This window comes from Janthinobacterium sp. 13, assembly GCF_002749695.1.
GTDB classification, from domain to species: Bacteria; Pseudomonadota; Gammaproteobacteria; order Burkholderiales; family Burkholderiaceae_D; genus Janthinobacterium; species Janthinobacterium kumbetense.
Window position 1 is genome coordinate 2,284,147 of sequence record NZ_PEEQ01000001.1, and the last position, 19,452, is coordinate 2,303,598.

At 62.1% G+C, this 19,452-nt stretch carries 12 protein-coding genes; 6 read left to right on the forward strand and 6 right to left on the reverse strand.

The features are described 5' to 3' along the window. Positions 1-61 precede the first annotated feature (61 nt). Positions 62-718, reverse strand: coding sequence for a DsbA family protein (locus tag CLU94_RS10005; protein ID WP_099665522.1), 657 nt, complete (start codon positions 716-718; stop codon positions 62-64). A 20-nt stretch (positions 719-738) separates the two neighbouring features. After that, complete coding sequence (locus CLU94_RS10010) at positions 739-1,608, reverse strand: MBL fold metallo-hydrolase (RefSeq protein WP_180278626.1); 870 nt, start codon at positions 1,606-1,608, stop codon at positions 739-741. 269 nt (positions 1,609-1,877) lie between these two features. Between CLU94_RS10010 and CLU94_RS10015 the strand changes: the two genes are divergently transcribed. From CLU94_RS10015 to CLU94_RS10025, 3 genes are all read left to right on the forward strand, one after another. Continuing rightward, positions 1,878-3,329, forward strand: coding sequence for an alkaline phosphatase (locus tag CLU94_RS10015; protein ID WP_180278627.1), 1,452 nt, complete (start codon positions 1,878-1,880; stop codon positions 3,327-3,329). Positions 3,330-3,409: 80 nt separating this feature from the next. Further along, positions 3,410-4,783 carry an alkaline phosphatase gene (locus CLU94_RS10020; protein WP_257219059.1) on the forward strand — a complete coding sequence of 458 codons (1,374 nt, stop codon included), beginning with the start codon at positions 3,410-3,412 and terminating at the stop codon, positions 4,781-4,783. 74 nt (positions 4,784-4,857) lie between these two features. Beyond that, entirely contained in the window at positions 4,858-5,586 is a 729-nt protein-coding gene (locus CLU94_RS10025; RefSeq protein WP_099665523.1) for a hypothetical protein, read from the forward strand. Positions 5,587-5,817: 231 nt separating this feature from the next. On the opposite strand, the gene CLU94_RS10030 is transcribed toward CLU94_RS10025, so the two are convergent. From CLU94_RS10030 to dprA, 3 genes are all read right to left on the reverse strand, one after another. Beyond that, positions 5,818-8,484: a DNA topoisomerase III gene (locus tag CLU94_RS10030; RefSeq protein ID WP_099665524.1), complete on the reverse strand. Its 2,667-nt coding sequence runs from the start codon at positions 8,482-8,484 to the stop codon at positions 5,818-5,820. Positions 8,485-8,776: 292 nt separating this feature from the next. Then, the gene (locus CLU94_RS10035; RefSeq protein WP_099665525.1) at positions 8,777-9,241 is read right to left on the reverse strand and encodes a DUF494 family protein; all 465 of its coding nucleotides are present in this window, start codon (positions 9,239-9,241) and stop codon (positions 8,777-8,779) included. A 94-nt stretch (positions 9,242-9,335) separates the two neighbouring features. Further along, entirely contained in the window at positions 9,336-10,439 is a 1,104-nt protein-coding gene (gene dprA, locus CLU94_RS10040; RefSeq protein ID WP_099665526.1) for a DNA-processing protein DprA, read from the reverse strand. Between the two features lie 305 nt (positions 10,440-10,744). Here dprA and def point away from each other — a divergent pair, with 305 nt between their 5' ends. Together def and fmt are read left to right on the forward strand one after the other, a co-directional pair. After that, positions 10,745-11,287, forward strand: coding sequence for a peptide deformylase (def, locus tag CLU94_RS10045; RefSeq protein WP_099665527.1), 543 nt, complete (start codon positions 10,745-10,747; stop codon positions 11,285-11,287). 107 nt (positions 11,288-11,394) lie between these two features. Beyond that, complete coding sequence (fmt, locus tag CLU94_RS10050; protein ID WP_099665528.1) at positions 11,395-12,351, forward strand: methionyl-tRNA formyltransferase; 957 nt, start codon at positions 11,395-11,397, stop codon at positions 12,349-12,351. A gap of 87 nt (positions 12,352-12,438) precedes the next feature. On the opposite strand, the gene CLU94_RS10055 is transcribed toward fmt, so the two are convergent. Then, positions 12,439-14,916, reverse strand: coding sequence for an IPT/TIG domain-containing protein (locus CLU94_RS10055; RefSeq protein WP_143451390.1), 2,478 nt, complete (start codon positions 14,914-14,916; stop codon positions 12,439-12,441). Between the two features lie 641 nt (positions 14,917-15,557). Between CLU94_RS10055 and metH the strand changes: the two genes are divergently transcribed. Then, on the forward strand, positions 15,558-19,352 hold the full coding sequence (metH, locus tag CLU94_RS10060; protein ID WP_180278628.1) for a methionine synthase: 3,795 nt from the start codon (positions 15,558-15,560) through the stop codon (positions 19,350-19,352). Positions 19,353-19,452: the final 100 nt, after the last annotated feature.

Here is a 19,452-nt window from a genome sequence, read left to right on the forward strand (position 1 = left end):
CTAGTGTAACGAGGTCAACAACAAAGGAAAAGCTAATTGATTTTATCGAACCGATAGATATTTACAATGCACAACCTTGCGCATCGCACACGCCACCCAGTTGTGCCTGCAGTTTCGCCGGCTGGCCCAGGAAGCCGCCGATATCGATCACGGACAGCTTGCCGCTGCCATCGTCGAGCACGAAGGTAGGAAAGCCCTGTCCGCCCACCTGCGCCAGCAAGGCGCGGCTGGCCTCGATATGCCGCTGCGTGGCGGCGCCCGCCTGTTGCGCATATGCGGCCTGGAAGGCGGCGCCGTCCATGCCCAGTTCTTGCGCCAGCGCCACCAGCACGGGCAGGTCGGCGATGCGCAAGCCGTCCACGTAATGGGCGCGTTGCACGCGCTGCAGCATGTCCAGGCCCTTGCCGGCCAGCATTTCCGCCGCCAGGATGGCCGTGATCGGCGGTTCGGAATCCATCATGGCCGTGGTGTCGTTCAGCAAGCCGTTGATATAGGCGTCGCCAAACGGCTGGCCAGACAATTGCTCGATGCGCCGGTCATGCGGCAGCACATAGCCGCGCCAAGCGGGCGTGATCTGGCGGCGATTGCTGCCCGTCATCATGCCGCCGGCGTGGAAGGCCAGCGTCAGTCCGGGCACGGCGCGTGCCGCCTCGACCAGCGGCGCGGCGCCGTAGCACCAGCCGCACAGGGGATCGAAAATATAGTGCAGTGTGGGCATGCTTGACTCCTTGTTGCCGCTTACCATTTCATTTCGCCTTTGGCGACCTTCGCGCTGGTCTCCAGGGCGCCATCGAGGCCCAGGCTCGGGTAATGCTGTTTCATCGCTTCGATCAGGGCGGCCGAATTGGCGGCCTTGGCCGTTTCCGCTTCGAACGTCACCAGGTAGTCACGCGTAAAACCGATGCTGTCCGGCGTCAGGGGCGAACCGACCTTGAAGTGGCCTGGCACGACGGTGACGGGTTTCAGGGCGGCGATGCCGTCCAGGGTCTTGAGCCAGTCCTGGCGCGATTGCAGGCTTTGCGTATCGGCCGTCCACACGTGCAAGTTGCCAAACAGCACCACGCCACCGACGACGGCCTTGATCGATGGAATCCACACATAGGTGCGCGCTGGCGTCGGGCCGGCAATGTCCAGCGACTGGCCTTCCAGGCTGATGCGCTTGTCCTTCAGCGCGTCGGGGATGACGATGCCGTGCGGCGCGTTGTCTTTCAGGATCGGGCCCCAGTAGGCGACCTTGGCGTCGGCCTTGCGGCGGATTTCCGCGACGGTTTCTGGCGTGGCAACGATTTTCGCCTGCGGGAACGCAGCCTTGATCACGTCGAGGCCAAAGTAAAAATCGGGATCGCTGTGGCTGATGTACACGGTCGTCAGTTTCTTGCCGCTGGCGCGGATCTTTTCCACCAGTTTTTGCGCTTCGGCGCGCGAGAATTGCGCATCGATCAGCACGGCGTCATGCTTGCCCGCGACCAGCACGGAAGCGACGGGAAAGATGGCCGCTTCGCCCGGATTGAAGACTTCCAGGGTCAGGGGTGCGCTGGCGGCGGCCGAGGCGGCGCCGGCGGCAAACAGGGTGGAGACAAGAACGCTGCTGATGGATTTGGAGAACATGATGCGCCTTCACAAGATGATTGGGATGACTGCATCTTACGTTGCTCAAAGCGGTAGAAAAACTAGGTAAAGCGCAATAGTTTGTTGCTTATATCGATGCAATCACGCGATGACGAACACGCTACGGCGTATTTTTCCAACGACGGCGCGCGCCAAAGCCACGCCACTACGGCGGCGTAGTGCCGTCGCAAAATGTGTCACAGCGTCATGAGGGTGTCACATTGGATTGTTATCTTGCTAGCTCTTTCAAACCTAGCCGGATGAACCACATGACACGCAGAAAAATTTCCGTCGCTGGCTGCAGCGTCGCCATCACCCTGATGCTGGCCGCCTGCGGCAGCGACGCAAAAAAAGAAGAGGCAGTGGCTGAAGCGCCGCCGAAAAACGTCATCTTCTTCCTTGGCGATGGCATGGGCCTGACCACCATGACGGCCGCGCGCATCTATTCCGTGGGTGAAGAGGGTGCGCTGACCATGGACACCCTGCCGGAAACGGCCTTCGTGAAAACGTACTCGAACGACGCGCAAGTGACGGACAGCGCGCCATCGATGGCCGCCTACATGACCGGCGTCAAGATGAACAATGAAGTCATTTCCATGTCGGCCAACACGGTCGCCATCGATCCGGGCACGGATGCGAATAACAACAAGCTGGTCAACAAATGCGGCACCGGCAACGGCACGCCCGCCACCACCTTGCTGGAACTGGCCAAGGCCAAGGGCTTCGCCGCCGGCGTCGTCAGCACGGCGCGCGTGACGCACGCCACGCCGGCCGCGACCTACTCGCACATCTGCCACCGCGACCTGGAAAACGATATCGCCGCGGCCCTGGTGCCGGGCGGCACGGGCTACAACAGCGCCCTGGGCACCACCGGCCTGGAAGTGGTTCTCGGTGGCGGCGCGCAATTCTTCACGCAATTCAAGGATGGCGGCAAGCGTTCCGACGGCCGCGACCTGATCGCCGAATTGAAAGCCAAAAGCTACACGGTCGCCAACAACGCCACCGACTTCAAGGCCGTCGATGCGGCCAAGACGGACCGTTTGTTCGGCGTGTTCACGTCCAGCCACATGAGCTACGACCTGGACCGCGACGCAGCGAAGGAACCTAGCCTGGCGGAAATGACCACCAAGGCCATGGACGTGCTGGCCAAGAACAAGAAGGGTTACTTCCTGATGGTCGAAGGCGGCCGCATCGACCATGCGCTGCACGAAACGACCGCCAAGAAAGCGCTGCAAGACACCGTCGCGTTCGACAACGCCATCAAGGCCGCCATCGAAAAAGCCAAGCTGACCGATCCGACCCTGGCCAATACCCTGATCGTCGTCACGGCCGACCATGACCACACGCTGGTGCTGAACGGCTACGCCAAGCGCACGGGCAAGACGGCTGCCGGCAACCCTGGCGTGCTGGGCGTGGTGAAGAACTACGTGACCGGCGCGGTCGAGAAAGACCTGGATGGCGCACCGTACTCGATCATCGGCTTCGGCAATGGCGAAAACCGCACGCAATCGAGCCGCGCCGCCATGGCCAGCCTCGATGAAACCGTCACCAGCGCCAACAATTACCACCAGGAAGCAGTGATCCGCACCGCGGTCGGCAATGAAACCCACGGCGGCACCGACGTCTTCCTGGGCGCCATCGGCAAGGGTTCGGAAACCTTCCTTGGCACCATCGAAAACACCAAAGTATTCGGCCTGGTCAAGACCGCCGGCGGTCTGTAATCCCCAAGAGACAAGAATTGGACAAGCACATGAAACTTGCATCGACACCCGCCGCACTGAAATCGGCCCTGAAACTCTCCATGCTGACCACGCTCGTGGCCGCCAGCGTCGCCAGCGCCTACGCCGCCGACGCCAAGAACGTCATCTTCTTCCTCGGCGACGGCATGGGCCCGTCCGTCGTGACGGCAGCGCGCATCTACCAGTACCAGGAAGACGGCAACCTGACGATGGACACGCTGGAGCGCACGGCGCGCATCAAGACGTTCTCGAACGATGCGCAAACGACGGACAGCGCGCCATCGATGGCCGCCTACATGACCGGCGTCAAGATGAACAATGAAGTCATCTCGATGGCGCAGGACACCATCGCCAAGGAACCGAGCCGCGACGTCAACGGCAACCTGGGCGTGGACAACTGCCCGGCCGGCGGCAAGAGCGCGCCGACCATCCTGGAATTGGCGAAAGCCAAGGGCAAGGCCGTGGGCGCCATCACCACCACGGAACTGACGCACGCCACGCCGGCGACGACTTTCTCGCACATCTGCAACCGCAATGCGCAATACGCGATCGCCGCGCAAACGGTGCCGGGCGGCGCGGGCTACAACGCGGCCCTGGGCGACGGCGTCGACGTGCTGATGGGCGGCGGCCGCAACCACTTTACGCCTTGGTCGGCCAGCAACAAGTATGGCCGCGCCGATGGCCGCAACCTGTTGACGGAATTTGCCGCCAAGGGCTACACCGTGGCCGCCAACAAGGCGGAAATGGCTGCGGCGCAGAGCGGCAAGAAATTCATCGGCCTGTACAGCACCCGCAGCCACCTGGAATATGAACTGGACCGCACCGCCACGCCGCCGCTGGGCGAAGGCGCGACCCAGCCTAGCCTGTCGGAAATGACGCTGAAAGCCATCGACTTGCTGTCGAAAAACGCGAACGGCTACTTCCTGATGGTCGAAGGCGGCCGTATCGACCACGCCTTGCATGGCATCAACGCCAAGCGCGCGCTGACGGACACCATCGCCTTCGACGACGCCATCAAGGTGGCCATCGCCAAGATCAAGGAAACCGATCCGAAGCTGGAAAATACCCTGATCGTCGTCACGGCCGACCATGACCACACCCTGGCCTTCAACGGCTACGGCAAGCGCGGCAACCACATCCTCGACATCAACCGCGGCTACAAGGATAATCAGCCGAGCAAGGATGCCGATGGCAATACCTACACCACCCTGGTGTTCGGCAACGGCCCGAACCGCCCTGCCCTGCGCAGCAACGTCGACAGCGCCACGGCCCTGAAAGACAACTACCTGCAAGAAACAGGCGTGCGCCTGGCCAGCGAAACCCACGGCGGCGGCGACGTCAAGCTGCTGGCCACGGGCGCCGGCGCGAAGGCCTTCAAGGGCACCCTGGACAACACCAAGGTGTTTGACCTGCTGAAGGCGGCCTTCGGCTTCTGATCCACATCAACACGGTAACCCCACCGGGGCGGATGGCGTATGCCCTCCGCCCCTCTGCACGTAAAGGCAACACCATGAAATCGTCCCTGATCGCCGTCCTCCTGGCCGCCGGCTTTGCCGCCAGCGCGCAAGCCGCTCCTGCCGCTCCTGCCGACCTGGACCTGGGCATCACCTATTACAGCCGCGTCCTGACGCCCGAAGGCGTGACGCGCGAAAGCCGCTACGAAGAAAAGATGCTGCGCCGCCCCGGCCACGTGTGGGTCGAGCGCGTGCTGGCGCCGTCGACCGATGCACATGCGGGCCACAGCCACGGTGAAAACAAGAAAGTGGCATTGAAAACGTCGACCGCGGCCACGCAGCATGAGCACAAGCACTTCAATCCCGTGCTGATACCGCGCCACGTGATGCTGGAAAAGAACACCGTACGCGTGGAATACATCGATGCGCATGACAAGATCGTCGTCGCCATCCCCAAGGCCGAGTACGAAAACGTCAATTTCGACGGTTCCTGGGAAAACAGTTTTTATCTGCTGGACCCGAAACTGGTGGCCGCCATGCCGCTGTCGAAACAGGCGTCGAACGTGACGGGCGCGCGCTGGCGCGAAGTGGAAAAGAATGGCGTGTTCCAGCGCATCCTGTGGGATGAGCAAAAACAGATTCCGCTGATCATCGAGAGCGGCGACCGCGCGAATACCTTCTATCGCCGGGTCGACGTCAAGCTGCAGCCCACCGTCAGCAAGGCGCAGCCGTGGGCCAACTTGCAGTACTACGCGCAGCGCGAGTATTCGGACTACCTGGACTAAGAGCCTATCCCAGTAGGGAGCGTCTTCTGCTGGCAGCACATCAGGAGCGCGGACAAGGCGTGAGGAGGACGCGTGGCGAGCCACGCGACGACGATCAACGCAGTCCCCGCTTCTGAGGTGCGCCAGCGGGGGATGTATTCATCTACTGGGACAGGCTCTTAGCCAGCCTCGGGACGTAAAAAAAGCCAGGGAAATCCCTGGCTTTTGTTTGCCTGACTGGCGGGCGCCGGATTACTCCGCCGCTGCCGCCTTCTTCGCCGGCGCCTTCTTGGCAGCCGTCTTTTTCACGGCCGCAGCTTTCTTGGCCGGCGCTTTTTTGACGGCTGCCGCTTTCTTGACGGCCGTTTTCTTCGCTGGTGCCGCGCCTTCTTCGCCTTCGGCCTCGGCCGCTGCCGCCTTCGTCTTGGCGCCCGGCTTGGCCTTGCGCTCTTCAAACTCGAAGCTCACCTTGCCATCCTTGCCGCGCACGAGGAATGCCTTGAACGGACGGCGGGTACGCTGCGAAACAAAGCCCGGCAGCAAGTCCGTCTTGCCGTCGTTGAGCAGTTTTGCCATTTGTTCCGGCAAGATTTCCTGCTGCAAGATGATACGGCCGCTGCGGAAGTCGCACGTCTTCGGCTTGGCCACGCTGTGTTCGCACACATAGGCCAGTCCCATTTCGTACACGCCGGCGTTGCACTTGGGGCACGGTCCCACGGGCGTCTGGCCCGTGAAATCGACGCCTTCGCCATCTTCGCTCTCGTCGTTCTGGCCGAAATCGAATTCCAGCTTGAAATTCTTGATCTCTTCATCGCGCACGATGCGCAGGATGGCCGCGAACGGACGGCCCATCTTCGAGCGGAAGCCTTGCAGCGGGCCGATGGTGCGGTCCTTCAGCAATTGTTCCACTTCGGCGATTTCGAACTGGCGCGAACCCGGTGTCTTGCTCATCGAGAATTCGCACTTGGTGCAGGCGAAACGACGGTAGTTTTCCTTTACCACGCCGCTGCAATTCGGGCAGGGCGTTTCCAGGGTCGCGTAGTCGCCGGGAATGGTGTCATTATCGTATTCCTTGGCGCGCTTGACGATGATCTGCGTCATCTGCGCGATTTCGCGCATGAATTCTTCGCGCGAAATCTTGCCTTTTTCCATCTGCGACAGCTTGTATTCCCACTCGCCCGTCAGCTCCGGCGCCGTCAATTCATTGACGCCCAGGCCTTTGAGCAAAGTCATCAGCTGCGATGCCTTGGCCGTCGGAATCAATTCGCGGCCTTCGCGGATCAGATAGCGCTCCGTCAGCAAGCCCTCGATGGTGGCCGCGCGCGTCGCCGGGGTGCCGAGACCCTTGCCGGCCATCGCATCGCGCAACTCGTCGTCGTCGATCAGCTTGCCGGCGCCTTCCATGGCCGACAGCAAGGTCGCCTCCGTGAAGCGCGCAGGCGGCTTCGTCACCAGGCCGTTGGCGTTGACGCTTTCCGTCTGCACTTTTTCGCCCTTGGCCACTGGCACCAGGTTGCCGTTGCCATTGCTTTCCTTGTCGGCGTCCGTCGACGCTTCCTTGCCGTAGATGGCCAGCCAGCCCGGATTGGTCATGACCTTGCCTTCAGTCTTGAACTGATGGCCGGACACTTCCGTGTAGCGCGTGGTGACCTGGAATTCCGCAGGCGGGAAGAACACGGCCATGAAGCGGCGCGTGACCAGGTCATACAGCTTCTGTTCCGGCTCGGACAGGTTCTTCGGCGCGATCGTCGTCGGGATGATCGCGAAGTGATCCGAGATCTTGGTGTTGTCGAAGATGCGCTTGTTCGGCTTGACCCAGCCCTTGTCGATGATCTGCTTGGCGAACTGGTGGTAGTTGCTGTTGTCCTTGACCGTTTCCAGCGCCTGCAGCACGGTCGGCATGTAGTCTTCCGGCAGGTGGCGCGAATCGGTACGCGGATACGTCAGCACCTTGTGCTTTTCATACAGCGCCTGGGCCAGGCCCAGGGTGTTCTTGGCCGAGAAGCCGAAACGCGAGTTCGCTTCGCGCTGCAGGCTGGTCAGGTCGAACAGGCCCGGCGCCATCGAGGTGGTCGGTTTCGATTCTTCCGTGACATTGCCTTGGCGGCCGCGGCAGGCGGTGGCGATCGAGTCGGCAGCCGTCTTGCTCCACAGGCGCTCGGCGCGCTTCTCGGGGTCGTTCTCGTCCTTCTTGAACTTCGTGTCGAGCCAGCGGCCTTCATAGATGCCGGCCGCGCAAACGAATTCGGCGCGCACTTCCCAGAAGTCGCGCGGCACGAATTTCTTGATCTTGTCTTCGCGTTCGACCACGATGGACAGGGTCGGCGTTTGCACGCGGCCCACGGTGGTCAGATAAAAACCGCCTTCTTTCGAATTAAACGCCGTCATGGCGCGCGTGCCATTGATACCGATCAACCAATCGGCTTCCGAACGGCAGCGGGCCGCATCGGCCAGCGGCAGCATTTCTTCATCGCTGCGCAGGTGCGAGAAACCGTCGCGGATGGCGCCCGGCGTCATCGACTGCAGCCACAGGCGCTTGACCGGTTGCTTGGCTTTCGCGTTTTGCGCGATCAGGCGGAAAATCAGCTCGCCTTCGCGCCCCGCATCGCATGCGTTGATGAGGGTAGTGACGTCTTTGCGTTTGATCAGCTTGTTTAATACTTTGAGGCGCGCTTCCGTCTTGGCGATCGGGTTCAGCGCGAAATACGGTGGAATCATCGGCAAGTGCGCGAAACTCCATTTGCCGCGCTTCACGTCGAACTCTTCCGGCACGGCGATCTCCAGCAAGTGGCCGACCGCCGACGACAGGACGTATTCATCCGATTCAAAGTACTCATCGTGCTTGGTAAAGCCGCCAAGCGTCTTCGCGATATCGTTCGCGACAGAAGGCTTCTCGGCGATGATGAGGGTTTTTGTCATATTTTTTAGTCTCGAAAAATGCTCTAGGATAGTTTCAGCATGCGCATCATACAGTGCATTGCCAGGCGCCGACGCTTTTGTCTGCGCAAGGCCTTGTGACTTGTGGTCTTGTCAAGCGGCCAATGATAAGCGCCTATTGAAGAATTCGGCAAGTTATCTGCAAGCAAGAATGCGCAAGCGCAAACACAACAGGCTGGCGGGCGTGCTGGTGCAGCACATGGTAAAGGGGATGGCGCGGCAGCGGCGCCAGGGTCGGCAGGCAGCGACAGCGGCCGCCAGCGACGTCTATATATTAGTGCAATAAGCGCGGCGGGAGGTCTTCGTCGTCGACAAACAGATCGTCGAACATCAGGGCGTCCGGTTCCTTGCCCTGGCTCCACAGCAGCATCAGCACGATGACTTTCAGCTTGCCCAGCGAAACGGGTGCCTCGTCGAGCGCCAGCGCCCGTTCGATGACGATTTCGCGCTGCAGCGGCGACAGCACCTTGGCGCTTTCCAGGAACTGGATGAAGCCGACGGCGGCCGTGCCCAGCACGTCGCTTTCCTGCTGCACATAGAAGCGCGTGCCCGTGGAGCTGGCCGTCAGGGTTTGTTCGACGCCGGCCATGGCGTTCAAGTCCGTCAGCCACACGAGCGCTTCGGAAATCTCCACGTCGTCGAAACCGACGGCCGACAGTTTGCGCGCCAGGACTGCCGGCTCGGGGCAGGCATCGGGGCGATAGTAAGTCTCGTAGAGGTACACCAGGATATCGAACATGGCTCTACTCTATCAGCTAAGTTCGCTGCGACACAAGGGTGTGCGCCGACAAAGCGCCCCCGTGCGGCAAGGCCGCCACACAAGTGACAAGCTGTCATTTACAGCGTTGAAACAGTCCTCCCGGCAAGCGTTCCACCCGGCCCGCCAGCTCCAGCGCCAGCAATTCCCCCATCAGCACGCCCATGGCCAGGCCGCTGCGCGCGGCCAGGGTATCGGCATCGAGGGGATCGTGGCCCAGCGCGGCCAGCAGCGGCGGTTCGTCTTCCACCGCTGGCGGCACTTGGGGCAAGCCGCCCAGCCATTGCAACTCTTGCAGCACGTCATCAGCCGACTCGACCAGCTTGGCGCCCTGCTTGATCAATGCATGGCAGCCCTTGGCCAGGGTCGCATGGATGGAACCGGGCAAGGCATACACGTCGCGCCCCTGCTCGCCGGCCAGACGCGCCGTGATCAATGAACCCGATTGCGCGGCCGCCTCGATCACCAGCACGCCGCGCGCCAGGCCGCTGATCAGGCGGTTGCGGCGCGGAAAGTTAGCTGGCATGGCGGGCAAGCCCAGCGCGTACTCGCTGACGATGCAACCCTGTTCGGCAATTCTTTGCGCTAGATCAAGGTTACGTCGCGGATACACCAGATCGGCGCCCGTGCCGATCACGGCGACGGTAGCGCCCGCGCCGCGCAAGCCGCCCTCGTGCGCGTGCGTATCGATGCCCAGCGCCAGCCCGGAAATGATGGTCAGGCCCGCCATGCTCAGCGCTTGCGCGAAAGCGGCCGCATTCTGCATGCCTTGCGCGCTGGCATTGCGGCTGCCGATGATGGCCACGCCGGGACGCGACAGCAGTTCCGCCCGCCCCCGTACATATAACAACAGCGGCGGATCGGCGATTTCCAGGAGCAGGGGCGGATACGCGGCATCGGCCAGGGTCAGCACGGCGTTGCCGGGCCGCTGCAGCCACTGCAGGGTGAGTTCCAGCTGGCTGTTGGCCACGGGCTTGGGCAGCTGCACGATGGCGCGCGCCACGCTGGCCGGCACCGCTTCGCGCAAGGTCTCGAAGGGTGTGGCGAAGATCTCCGGCGGCAAGCCGAAGCGGGCCAGCAAGGCGCGCGCCGCCACCGGCCCCACGCCGGGCAGATGCTGCAGGCGCAGCCAGCCCGCCAATTCCGTGGCCGTGTCTGCCGTCGTTGCAAGTGCATGCATGACCACCTCGCTGTGTGCTGTGCCCTCCCATGCTAGCGCCATGGCGCGCACGCGATACCGACGCGCGCAAGGATGCGTGCAATGCGTGTGCAAAACGGCCCCCCATCCACAGGAGCATGGGCGTCTGTGATAAAATTTCCCTTTGCAGCAAACGATTAGCGCACTGGCAAACGCATCTGCCGCGCCGTTGTGCCATACGCGCCCAAGCATGGCGTACCCAACAGAAAATAGCCCTGCCATCGTTCGCATGGCCCAGGCATGAATAATCCGGCGCACCGGCGCCCACCTTAACCAGTCGAATCCGTATGTCCATATTAAATATCCTGCGTTACCCCGATCCTCGCCTGCACACGATCGCCAAGCCCGTCACCGAATTTGACGCGCGCCTGCAAACCCTGATCGACGACATGGCCGAAACCATGTACGACGCCCCGGGCGTCGGCCTGGCCGCGTCGCAAGTGGACGCGCATATCCAGATGATGGTGATCGACATCACCGAAGAAAAAAACCAGCTGCAAGTGTTCATCAACCCGGAAATCACCTGGGCCAGCGAGGAAAAGCAGGTCTACGACGAAGGCTGTTTGTCCGTGCCTGGCGTCTACGACGGCGTCGAGCGCCCGGCCCGCATCAAGGTGCGCGCCCTGGACCGCCACGGCAAGCAGTTCGAACTGGAAGCCGATGGCTTGCTGGCCGTCTGCATCCAGCATGAGATGGATCACTTGCTGGGCAAGGTATTCGTCGAATACCTGTCGCCGCTCAAGCGCAACCGCATCAAGACCAAGATGATCAAGGAAATCCGTGGTCTCGAGCGCGAAGCGAGCCTGCGCGCACAGAACCGCCGCTTCTAAGCCGCTTTTGCAGCTGTGCTGATAGACTGACCGCAAAGACTGACCGTAACACCACGCCAGCCTGGCGCCTCCGGCGCGGGCCTGCGCACCTCACGTCAAGGAACCATATGAAAGTGATCTTCGCAGGCACGCCTGAATTTGCCGCCACGGCCCTGAAAGACTTGCACGAAGCGGGATTCGAGATTCCGCTGGTGCTGACCCAGCCCGACCGCCCTGCCGGACGCGGCATGCAATTGCACGCCTCGGCCGTCAAGCAATATGCACAGCAGCACGGCATCGACGTGCTGCAGCCCTTGTCGCTGCGCATGGACAGCAAGGACCCGCAGCGCGCCGCCGAGGCAAAAGCAGCGCACGAGCGCCTGCTGGCCACCGACTACGATGTGATGGTGGTGGCGGCCTACGGCTTGATCTTGCCGCGCAGCACCCTCGACATCAAACCCTGCATCAATATCCACGGTTCATTGCTGCCGCGCTGGCGCGGCGCCGCGCCCATCCACCGCGCCATCGAAGCCGGCGACGATGAAACGGGCGTGACCATCATGCAGATGGAAGAAGGCCTCGATACGGGCCCCATGCTGGCCATCGAGCGCACGCCCATCGAAGCGGGCGATTCCACCGCCAGCCTGCACGACAAGCTGGCCACCCTGGGCGGCAAGATGATCGTCGAGACCCTGCGCAAGATGCAGCTGCAAGCGCTGGAAGCCGTGCCCCAGCCGGAAGCGGGCGTCACCTATGCGGCAAAAATCGCCAAGGAAGAAGCGGCGCTCGATTTCAGCCTGCCGGCGCTGGAACTGGGCCTGAAAATCCGCGCCTTCAATCCGTTTCCCGGCGCCTGCGGCCAGGTCGATGGCACCACCATCAAGATCTGGGCCGCCGACGTGCTCGAGGCGGACAGCAAGGAAGCGCCGGGCCAGGTGCTGGCAGCCGACGCCCAGCACGGCATCGTCGTGGCCTGCGGCAATGGCTCGCTGCGCCTGACGGAACTGCAAAAACCGGGCGGCAAGCGCCTGCCTGCGGCCGAATTCATCAAGGGCTTCCCCCTCGAAGGCAAGCGCTTCGCCTAAGTTCACCGGATCGCACCGCGCCATCATCCCGATGGCCATAAAAAAAGGCTTGCCGCGGCAAGCCTTTTTTGCATCCGCCCCGCTAGCTTAGCGGCGCTGCACCTTCATCAGCCGTGCGCCCAGAGACGACGACAGGCTGACCTCGAAACGGCCGCCGGCCGGCAAGGTGCTCACGTCGACATTGGCTTTGCCACCCGTCAAGTCACTGGCGACCACCGTCTTGCGGCCATCGGCAGCCACGTGCATGACGGCGGCATACGGTTCCGCCTCGGCATTCCAGACCAGCACCAGTTGGCCGCCGCTTTGCGTCGCATCAAACGTGGCATCGTTGGCGGCAGCCTTGCTGCGGCGCGCCGGGCGTTCCAGCTTGGCTAAAGCCTTGCCATTTGCCAACACTTGCACATCGCTGATTTCGCCCGGATTGGCGAAGCTGACGCGGAAGTGGCTCATGGCGTTGCCGCCATGGTCGGCCACGGAGACGCCATCGAAGGGCAAGTCGATAGTCTGTCCGGACGCCGTCAAGACGCGCAAGGTATAAGCATGGCCGCTGCCGCTGGCAGCGGCGCCGATGCGCGCCGACGAGGCAACGGCCGGGCGCAGGGCCACGCCGCCAGGCGTAATGCGGCCGGAAATGGTCAGGTAGCCGTTCTCGGCCACGGCCATGCTGGCGGCCAGCACATTGCTGCCCGTAATCTGCGTGCTGCGTTTTTCCAGGAATTGCTGCACCCGCGCATAGCTGTAGTCGGAGAACCAGGCGCCGCTGCAATAGCTCATCACGTCCTTCATCGGCGTGTTGCCATAGACTGCCTTGCTCAGCTGGCCGATGCTGCCTGCATAGTTGCTGTTGTACAGCGGTTGCGGGCCCAGATTGCCATTCGCATATGGGTAGTCGACAGCAGCGCCAGCCGGACCGCCGCAGGGAACGTGCTGCAGCGAGTGATTGTGGCCCAGCTCATGCACGAGCGTAGTCAGCCACAGAGGCCATTGATTGGAGAATGGGTCGACCGCCGCGATGCTATTGGACTGGGCATCGAGGCCGATGGCCGACGTAAAGTCGTTGCCGCTGCTGCGCTGGTTGATGTAGGCCAGGCCGGCGGCGTTGGTGACGGACATCTTCGGCACGAAACCATAATAGTAGGCGCCGCTGTCTTCCAGCGCGCGCCGGTTTTCCAGCTTGCCCAGGGCATCGCTCCACCAGCTGTCGGCCGTGCTGCTGCCCGGCATGCTCAGTGCGGCGCGCGTCGTGATGCTGATATTTTCCGTCGCATACGGATACACGCGCAGCAGCGCGGCGCGGATCACCTCGGCGTCAGGCAGTTGCGCCACGCCATCATCGGTGCTCAAGGGCACGAGCACCAGACGGATCTTGGCCAGGCTGGCCACCACGGGCGCCGCTTCCTGGCTCACTTGCACGCCGTCATTGCCGACGGCCGTCACGCGCACGCGCACGCCGGGCAAGATCCAGCCTGCAGGCAGGACGGCACTGAAATTGCCGCTGAAACTGTCATCGTTCTTCGTCGTCGGCAAGAGCGCCGGCCCCGTCATCGCGATGCTGCCCAGGTTGCTGCCATTGGCGGCGGTCGCATTCAAGGTGACCGCCGGGCTGGACTGGCCCGCCTGCCCGGCCAGCACGGACACGCGCACGGCGGCCGGCTTGCCGCGCGTCAGGCGCAAGGCCGTATTGCTGGCATTCAAATTCAGTACTTGCGCGAAATCAATGCTGCCCAGGGTAAAGGCCGACACCGTGCCCGCATTCACGGCGATGCGCGACGCCGCCGCCAGCATCACGTTGCCCGTTGCCGAGTCTGGTGCAGACAATACCAGCTGGCTGGCAGTGGCGCTGACGATGACGGCTGGCGTATTGCCCACCGACGCCGAAGTGACCTGGTCGAGATTGCTGCCCTGCACCGTCACGGACAAGCTTCCGTTATTGACGGCCGAGGTGATCGACGTCACCGTCACGCTGGCCAGCACCGTGTACGTGTCGCCGCTAAGCACATCGTTGTAGGGACCGCGCACCGTCAGCGCGCCTGTCGCCGCGCCCGCAGGCACCAGCACCGTCACGCTGCCGGCCGTCTGGCTTTGCGGCGTTGCCGCCGCACCATTGCCAAACTGCACCGCCGTCACGGCGCCCATGCCGCCGCCCGTGATCGTCACGCTGGAACCGACGCCGCCCGTCGCCGGCGCGACGCTGCCCACGCTCAATGGCAGGTACACATTGACGTTATAGCTGGTGGACGCCGTGCCGCTGGCGCTGACGAGGCTCAAGGCGCCCGATACGGGCACGCCCGGCATGGTCAGGGTGATGCTGGTATCGCTGGCGGCGCTGGTGGCAACGGTCACGCCGCCAACCTGGAAAGCCGTCACGCGGCTCAGATTCGTGCCTGTAAGCACCAGGCTGCCACCGACGGCGACATTCGCCGCCGAAACGGCCGTCACGGCAGGCAGCAGCACGGGCGTGCCCGACGTGGTCGCCACCACCGTGTCGCCGCCCCCACCGCCACCACCGCCGCAGGCGGACAGGCCCAGCATGACAAACAATGCGACAAGCAGATGGTTTTTCATGGCTGGCAACCATGTTGATGCAGCGCGATGCCGGGGAGGACACGAGATAAATGTGACATATTGGTGACTTTTGGTGAGAATTTAATTTCGAAGAACCAATATTATGGTTTAGTTCGATTCCCAAAGACAACTATTAATGCTTTTGATTCAATTGGTTTTGATAATAATTAAAATATCTGCTTGGCAAACTTTACTCTGGGCATTATTCCCCTCACTCTGTATTGGCTAAAATCAAAATTACTTTCCTTTGCAGCTATTGCCATTCAACTCATTAAAAATATGCTGATGCGGCGCAAATAATGTGGAAATTTTTCCACAGCCTAGACGCCATATCGTTCTGACAACTTTGCTGGAAGAATTAACGTTTTGAGTAAGATTTTCAGGAATGCAATTTTCAGAAGCAGGCGTGGCGGCAGGCGATGTGTTGCAAGAAGGCCTGCCGTGGGGCGAACGGCCGCTTTTGCTTAAAACCAAAGCAGCCTGATGCCGTATAATTTTAGACCCGGTGAAATCAGGCGATTGCCACCTTCTGCCTGCCCTACCCGGCCGGCAACTCTCCGTCAGCTGATCCTGCTGACCCGCATCCGCCTCGTAACGTCTTGTCGCCGCGCCGCCGCCCGTTTGCCTATTGAAAGCATGAAATGAACGATACCGTGATCCCCGCCATGTCCCCGACCGAAGCCACCTTGCGCGCCATTCTGGCGCAGCGGATCATGATTCTCGACGGCGCCATGGGCACGATCATCCAGCAATACAAGCTCGACGAAGAAGCGTACCGCGGCGGCCCCGCCGGCCGCTTCATCGATTTCGCCGCGCCGGCCGACAGTGGCGCGCGCGAACTGTTCGTCAAGGGCAATAATGAGTTGCTGACCCTGACCCAGCCCCACATCATCCAGGAAATCCACGAGCGCTACCTGGCGGCCGGCGCCGACCTGATCGAAACGAATACCTTCGGCGCCACGACGATCGCGCAAGACGATTACCACATGGCCCACCTGGCCTATGAAATGAACGTCCAGGCGGCCAAGCTGGCGCGCGCCGCCTGCGATAAATATTCCACGCCGGACAAGCCGCGCTTCGTCGCCGGCGCCCTCGGGCCCACGCCGAAGACGGCGTCGATCTCGCCCGACGTGAACGACCCTGCCGCGCGCAACGTTACCTTCGACCAACTGGTGGCCGCCTACCTGCAGCAGACGCAGGGCCTGGTGGAAGGCGGCGCCGACGTATTGCTGGTGGAAACCATCTTCGATACCTTGAACTGCAAGGCGGCCCTGTTCGCCATCGACCTGTTCTACGAGCAAAACCCGGATGTCGTGCGCCTGCCGCTGATGATTTCCGGCACCGTCACGGACGCGTCGGGCCGCATCTTGTCGGGCCAGACCGTGCCCGCCTTCTGGAATTCCGTGCGCCACGCGAAACCGCTGACCATCGGCCTGAACTGCGCGCTGGGCGCCGCCCTGATGCGCCCGTACGCGGAAGAGCTGGCCAAGATCGCCGACACCTTCGTGTGCATCTACCCGAACGCGGGCTTGCCCAACCCCATGAGCGACACGGGTTTCGACGAGTTGCCAGCCGACACGTCCGCCCTGCTGCGCGAATTTGCCGACGCGGGCTTCCTGAACATGGCGGGCGGCTGCTGCGGCACCACGCCCGAGCACATCGCCGCCATCGGCGAGTTGCTGTCAAAAAACACCCCGCGCACCGTGCCGGCCCCATCGCACGACCTGCGCCTGGCGGGCCTGGAACCGTTCGTCGTCAATGACGAGTCGCTGTTCGTCAACGTGGGCGAGCGCACCAACGTCACGGGCTCGAAGGCGTTCGCGCGCATGATTCTCAACGAGCAATATGACGAGGCGCTATCCGTGGCCCGCCAGCAAGTGGAAAACGGCGCGCAAGTGATCGATATCAACATGGATGAAGCGATGCTCGATTCGCTGGCGGCCATGACGCGCTTCCTGAACCTGATCGCCTCGGAACCCGACATTTCGCGCGTGCCCATCATGGTCGACTCGTCGAAATGGTCGGTCATCGAAGCGGGCCTGAAATGCGTGCAGGGCAAGGCCATCGTCAACTCGATTTCCATGAAGGAAGGCGAAGAAGAATTCCTGCGCCAGGCAAAGCTGTGCCGCCGCTACGGCGCGGCCGTCATCGTCATGGCCTTCGATGAGAAGGGCCAGGCCGATACCTTCGAGCGCAAGATCGAAATTTGCGCGCGCGCATACCATTTATTGATCGATGCGCTGGACTTCCCGCCGGAAGACATTATTTTCGATCCGAACATCTTTGCCGTCGCCACCGGCATCGAAGAGCACAATAATTACGCCGTCGACTTCATCAACGCCACGCGCTGGATCAAGGAAAACCTGCCGTACGCGAAGATATCGGGCGGCGTGTCGAACGTGTCCTTCAGTTTCCGCGGCAACGATCCAGCCCGCGAAGCCATCCATACCGTATTCCTGTACCACGCCATCAAGGCCGGCATGACCATGGGCATCGTCAACGCCGGCATGGTGGGCGTGTACGACAACCTGGACCCGGAATTGCGCGAGCGCGTGGAAGACGTGGTGCTGAACCGCCGCGAAGACTCGACCGAGCGCATGATCGAATTTGCCGGCACCCTGAAGGCGGGCGGCAAGGCCGAGGCGCAAACCCTGGCCTGGCGCGAAGGCACGGTGCAGGAACGCCTGTCGCATGCGCTGGTGCATGGCATCACGCAATTCATCGTGGAAGACACGGAAGAAGCGCGCCAGGAGCTGCTGCACAATGGCGGACGCCCCATCCACGTGATCGAGGGCCCGCTGATGGCCGGCATGGACGTGGTCGGCGACCTGTTTGGCCAGGGCAAGATGTTCCTGCCGCAAGTGGTCAAATCGGCGCGCGTGATGAAACAGGCCGTGGCCCATCTGATTCCATTTATCGAGGAAGAAAAGCTGCTGGAAGAAAAGCGCACGGGCATCGTCGCCAAGCCGAAGGGCAAGATCATCATGGCAACCGTGAAAGGCGACGTGCATGACATCGGCAAGAACATCGTCACCGTCGTTCTGCAATGCAATAACTTCGAAGTGGTGAACATGGGCGTGATGGTGCCGTGCTCGGAAATCCTCGCCCGCGCCAAGGTGGAAAACGCCGACATCATCGGCCTGTCGGGCCTGATTACGCCGTCGCTGGAAGAAATGGCCTATGTCGCCAAGGAAATGCAGCGCGACGAACACTTCCGCATGCTGAAGATTCCCCTCTTGATCGGCGGCGCCACCACCAGCCGCGCCCACACGGCCGTGAAAATCGCCCACAACTATGAAGGCCCCGTGATCTACGTGCCGGACGCCTCGCGTTCCGTGTCCGTGGCGCAATCCTTGCTGACGCCGGAACAGCGCGACAAGTACGTGGAAGACATCGAACTCGACTACGCGCGCATCCGCGAACAGCATGCCAACAAGAAGGCGCTGCCGATTTTGCCGCTGGCGCAGGCGCGCGCCAACAAGATGCTCGTGCCGTTCGACGGCGCCTGCACGCCCGTGAAACCGAAGTTCATCGGCCGCCGCGTCTTTAAAAATGTCGACCTGGCCACCCTGGCCAACTACATCGACTGGGGCCCGTTCTTCCAGACCTGGGACCTGGCCGGCCCCTTCCCCGCCATCCTGACGGATGAAGTGGTGGGCGACGCGGCCACCAAGGTCTACGCGGAAGGCCAGGCCTTGCTGAAAAAACTCATCGACGGACGCTGGCTGACGGCCAACGGCGTCGTGTCCTTGCTGCCGGCAAACAGCGTCAATGACGACGATATCGAGGTGTACACCGACGATACGCGCAGTAGCGTGGCGTTCACGTATTACGGCATGCGCCAGCAGGGCGTGAAACCCGTGGTCGACGGCGTGCAGCGTCCGAACCAGTGCCTGGCCGACTTCATCGCGCCGAAGGCATCGGGCGTGAAGGATTACATCGGCATGTTCGCCGTGACGTCCGGCCTCGGCATCGAGAAATACGAAAAACGCTTCGAGGATGCGCACGACGATTACTCGTCCATCATGCTCAAATCCCTGGCCGACCGCCTGGCCGAAGCGTTCGCCGAATACCTGCACGAGCGCGTGCGCAAGGATTTGTGGGGCTACGTGCCGGACGAGCACCTGGGCAACGACGACATGATCGCCGAAAAATATGTCGGCATCCGCCCCGCTCCAGGCTACCCGGCCTGCCCCGAACATACCGTCAAGAAAGAGATGTTCGAGGTCATGCAGGCCGAGGAAATCGGCATGCAGCTGACGGAATCGTATGCCATGTTCCCCGGCGCGGCCGTGTCCGGCTTCTATTTTGCCCACCCGGAGTCGAAATACTTCGTCGTCGGCAAGATCGGCATGGACCAGGTGGAAGACATGGCCAAGCGCCGTGGCGTCAGCATCGAGGACGTGGAACGCTGGCTGGCGCCGAACCTGTCGTAATGCCATAATATAAGCACAAGGCGCGCGGAACTTATCGCGCGCCGAAGCGCACTAACGCAGTATGCCGGCCGGCATGCTGCATGCCCGCTCCGGCCCGTTC